General features: G+C 62.5%; 5 protein-coding genes and 1 pseudogene. 5 read left to right on the top strand and 1 reads right to left on the bottom strand.

Annotated elements, in window-relative coordinates; translation table 11 throughout:
• On the top strand, positions 1 to 255 hold a 255-nt coding region (locus tag AC1D0Z_RS17200; RefSeq protein ID WP_477659432.1), incomplete at its 5' end, for a hypothetical protein.
• Positions 256 to 272: 17 nt separating this feature from the next.
• On the opposite strand, the gene radC is transcribed toward AC1D0Z_RS17200, so the two are convergent.
• Positions 273 to 947, bottom strand: a complete 675-nt coding sequence (gene radC, locus AC1D0Z_RS17195) for a RadC family protein (RefSeq protein WP_431095299.1) — start codon at positions 945 to 947, stop codon at positions 273 to 275.
• A 170-nt stretch (positions 948 to 1,117) separates the two neighbouring features.
• Here radC and AC1D0Z_RS17190 point away from each other — a divergent pair, with 170 nt between their 5' ends.
• The 4 genes and pseudogenes from AC1D0Z_RS17190 to AC1D0Z_RS17175 form a co-directional block, all read left to right on the top strand.
• A complete protein-coding gene (locus AC1D0Z_RS17190) occupies positions 1,118 to 1,606 on the top strand; it encodes an FKBP-type peptidyl-prolyl cis-trans isomerase (protein ID WP_477659431.1) in 489 nt (162 codons plus the stop codon).
• Positions 1,603 to 2,601 (top strand): 4-hydroxy-3-methylbut-2-enyl diphosphate reductase, encoded by a 999-nt coding sequence (ispH, locus tag AC1D0Z_RS17185; RefSeq protein WP_477659430.1) that lies wholly within the window; start codon positions 1,603 to 1,605, stop codon positions 2,599 to 2,601. Before AC1D0Z_RS17190 ends, ispH begins: the two co-directional genes overlap by 4 nt.
• 21 nt (positions 2,602 to 2,622) lie before the next feature.
• Positions 2,623 to 3,564: a threonine/serine dehydratase gene (locus tag AC1D0Z_RS17180; protein WP_477659429.1), complete on the top strand. Its 942-nt coding sequence runs from the start codon at positions 2,623 to 2,625 to the stop codon at positions 3,562 to 3,564.
• Positions 3,565 to 3,611: 47 nt separating this feature from the next.
• Positions 3,612 to 3,997: pseudogene (locus tag AC1D0Z_RS17175) on the top strand (serine--tRNA ligase); the annotation flags it as partial.

The raw sequence follows: 3,997 nt of genomic DNA, 5'->3' as shown, positions 1-3,997 counted from the left end.
CTCGCACTGAACTGGGCCCAGAAGAACCAGAAGTTGGAGCCGTGGCAATCGTGGGCGTATGCCCAGGAAGCAAAATTGTCAAGGAACCCGTCTGAGCGCAAGCGCGCCATGGCGATGGCGTTTTATCTCGACCCCAAATCGGAGCGCTTGTCTGCGTTTGAGAAATCGGAAATTGATGCCGCCGTCAAGACGTTTGGAAAATCCAACCCATTTCTTGCAATCAAGCCAGAGCTTGTAAAAAAAGAAGCCATCTAAATGAAGGCCCCACTCCTTTACAGCAAGCCCAGCTCGGCCATCGACACCGCCTGCGAACTGGTCACCACAAAATGGTCCAACACGCGCACATCGACCAGCGCGAGCGCGGACTTCAGCGTTTGCGTCAATGCTTCATCGGCGCGCGACGGCTTGGCGGTGCCGCTGGGGTGGTTGTGGGCCAGCACCACGCTGGCGGCGTTGAGCGCCAGGGCGCGCACCACCACTTCGCGCGGGTAGACGGACGTTTGCGTCAAGGTGCCGCGAAACAGCTCTTCCAGCACGATCAGCCGGTGCTGGCTGTCCAGGAACAGCACCGCAAAGATCTCGTGTGGCCGGCTGCCCAGCTGCAGCTGTAAATAGTCGCGTACCGCCTGCGGGGTGTCAAAGAGCGTTTTTTCGCGGAGCTTTTCGGCAAGCGCCCGCCGGGCTAGTTCCAGCACTGCTACCAGTTCAGCGCGTTTGGCCGGGCCCAGGCCCTTGATGCTTTTCAGCGCTTCGGGGCCGGTGTGCAACAGCCCGGCCACGCCGCCAAATGTGTCAACGAGTTCCTGTCCCATCTGCAGCGCATTCTTGCCGGGCAGGCCGGTGCGCAGCAAAAGGGCCAGCAGCTCAGCGTCGCTGAGCGCGCCGGGGCCGCGGGCCAGCAGTTTTTCGCGGGGGCGGGCATCCTCCGGGAGGTCTTTCAGGAGCATGGATTGGCCTGTGTGGCTATATGGCTGTGTGGAGGGAGGCTGGTGCCGGCGGGATTAAAAGAGCCCGATTCACGCGAAATAAACGGGATTGGGCCCGGACAAGCGGTACTTTCTACAATAGGGGCAGTTTACAAACACTTGCCGGCGCCAGCCCGGCCGCAGAAAGTTTTATGTCCACCGTGGAATCCMTTGGCGCTACCCTTGTCCAGCAAGGCTCGTTCCTGACCCTGCACTACCGCATGGCCGGGCCTTCAGTGGACGGCAAACCGGGTGCGGACATCATCAACACCTTTGATGGCAAGCCTGCCACCCTGAGCCTGGGGACGGGTGAGCTCTCGCCGGCCATTGAGCAGCGGCTGATTGGCCTGCCTGAGGGCGCACGCACAACATTCGAGTTGCCGGCCGGTGAGGCTTTTGGCGACCGCAACCCGGAGCTGGTGCAATGGGTGGCGCGCAAGCTGCTCAACGAGCTGGGCGATCCGGACGAGCAGTACAAGGTCGGCGACGTGGTGCAGTTCCCCACGCCGGACGGCATGGGCCAGTACGCAGGCGCGGTGCAGCAGGTCAAAGAGGGCGGCGACGCGGTGCAGTTTGATTTCAACCACCCGTTGGCGGGTCAGCCGGTGGTGTTTGAAGTGCAAGTGATTGGGGTGCTATGACTGAGTCCAGACTGTTACCACAGGAAATCCTGCTGGCCGAACCCCGCGGTTTTTGCGCCGGTGTCGACCGCGCGATTGAAATCGTCGAGCGGGCGCTGACGAAATTTGGCGCGCCGATTTATGTCCGGCACGAGATCGTGCACAACACCTATGTCGTCAACGACCTCAAGGAAAAAGGCGCCATCTTCATTGAGGAATTGAACGATGTGCCGCCTGGCGCGACGCTGGTCTTCAGCGCGCACGGCGTGAGCCAGGCTATTCAAAAAGAGGCAGAGCGCCGCGGCTTCCAGATTTTTGATGCAACCTGCCCGCTGGTGACCAAGGTGCACGTGGAAGTCGCCAAGCTGCACAAAGAGGGCTACGAGTTCATCATGATCGGCCACAAGGGCCATCCTGAAGTTGAGGGGACCATGGGCCAGCTCGACAGCGGCATCCATCTGGTGGAAGACGTGGCCGACGTCTGGCGCATCAGCCCTGGCCAGACCGAACGCCTGGCAGTCGTTACGCAGACCACGCTGAGCGTGGACGATGCGGCCGAAATCAGCGCAGCCGTGAAGCAGCGCTTTCCGCAGGTACGCGAACCGAAACAGCAGGACATCTGCTACGCCACGCAGAACCGGCAGGACGCCGTCAAGGTGCTGAGCCCACAGGTTGACATCCTGATCGTGGTCGGTAGCCCGACGAGTTCGAACAGCAACCGCCTGCGCGAGCTGGCCGCCAAGCTGGGCACCGAAGCCTATATGGTGGACGACGCCAGTGAGCTGAAAGAGTCATGGTTCGAAGGCAAGGGCCGCGTCGGCCTCACGGCCGGGGCCTCGGCGCCGGAAATCCTCGTCAAGCAGGTGATAGACCGTATCAAGGCCCTGGGCGCCGTGTCGGTGCGCAAGATGGACGGGATTGAGGAAACCATCAAGTTTCCGCTACCCAAAGGCCTGAAGCTTGATGCGCAGGGCCAGGTGCTGGAAGTCAGCGACAGCCAGCTGCATCAGCTCTGATTTGACTCTCTTGTCTTTGCCATGACCAATCGCTATCAAATTGAGAGCTGCTTGCGCACATTCGAAGCGGGCTACAGCCACTTTATTCATCAAACGCCGTTGTGGAATCTGCCCGGAAAGGCGCTGGGCGTGGAATGTGCCGAAGTCTGGCTCAAGCTGGAGCACCTGCAGACCGGCGGCAGCTTCAAGGCCCGCGGCATGCTCAACCGCCTGCTGTCCAACCCGATTCCGGCCAGCGGTGTCATCGTGGCCTCCGGTGGCAACGCCGGCATTGCCACTGCGGCCGCCGCGCGTGAACTGGGCGTGCGCTGTGAGGTGTTTGTGCCGGAAGTTTCGACGCCCGCCAAGCGCGCCAAGCTGGCCGCGCTGGGAGCTCATGTGGTGGTCACGGGTGCGGCGTATGCCGATGCATTGAAAGCCTGCCTGGCGCGCCAGCAGGAGACCGGCGCGCTGCTGACCCATGCCTATGACCAGCCCGAAGTGCTGGCTGGCGCCGGCACGATGGCGGCCGAGATCGAGCAGCAGGGCGGTTTGCCTGATTCCGTGCTCGTCAGCGTGGGTGGCGGTGGCCTGATTGGCGGCGTGGCCAGCTGGTTTGAGCAGCGCAGCCGTGTGGTGGCGCTGGAGCCGGAGCTGGCGCCCACCTTGTACAAAGCCCGCGAAGCCGGCGAGCCGGTGGATGTCGCCGTTGGCGGCATCGCCGCCGACTCGCTGGGCGCCAAGCGCATCGGCAGCCTGGCCTGGGAAGCCACGCAGGCGCATGTGCGGGATGCGCTGCTGCTGACTGACGAATCTATTCGTGCCGCCCAGCTGTGGCTGTGGAAGGAACTGAAACTGGCGGTTGAGCCCGCGGCGGCCCTGCCGCTGGCCGCCCTGCAAAGCGGCCGCTACCGGCCCCGCGCCGATGAAAAAGTCTGCCTCATCATCTGCGGCGCCAACCTGGACCCGGCCAGCCTGAACTGAGCTGAACGGGCCCTGTCCACTGCAGCTCTACAAAATACAATGGCCCCATGCTAGATATCAACCTGCTTCGCAAAGACCTGCCTTCGGCTATTGCCCGGCTGGAGACCCGTAAAACCCCGCAAGCTTTCCTCAACGTGGAAGCCTTCCAGGCGCTGGAGGCTGAACGCAAGGCCCTGCAGATCCGCACCGAAGAGCTGCAAAACCAGCGCAACACGCTGTCCAAGCAGATCGGCCAGCTCAAGTCCAAGGGCGAAGACGCCAGCGCCATCATGGCGCAGGTGAGCGCTTCCAAGGCCGAACTCGAATCATCCGCCGCGCGGCTCGACCAGATCCAGGCTGACATGCAAACGCTGTTGCTGGCTGTGCCCAACCTGCCGCACGAAAGCGTGCCGCAAGGCGCAGGCGAGGCCGGCAATGTTGAAGTACGCAAATG

Source organism: Polaromonas sp. P1_E3, from assembly GCF_056405935.1.
The sequence above is the reverse complement of the archived record's forward strand: the minus strand, read 5'-3'. Positions and strand labels throughout refer to the sequence as shown.

Coding starts and splice junctions, on each gene's coding strand:
- radC (WP_431095299.1), bottom strand. CDS start 947: ATGCTCCTGAAAGACCTCCCGGAGGATGCCCGCCCCCGCGAAAAACTG.
- ispH (WP_477659430.1), top strand. CDS start 1,603: ATGACTGAGTCCAGACTGTTACCACAGGAAATCCTGCTGGCCGAACCC.
- AC1D0Z_RS17180 (WP_477659429.1), top strand. CDS start 2,623: ATGACCAATCGCTATCAAATTGAGAGCTGCTTGCGCACATTCGAAGCG.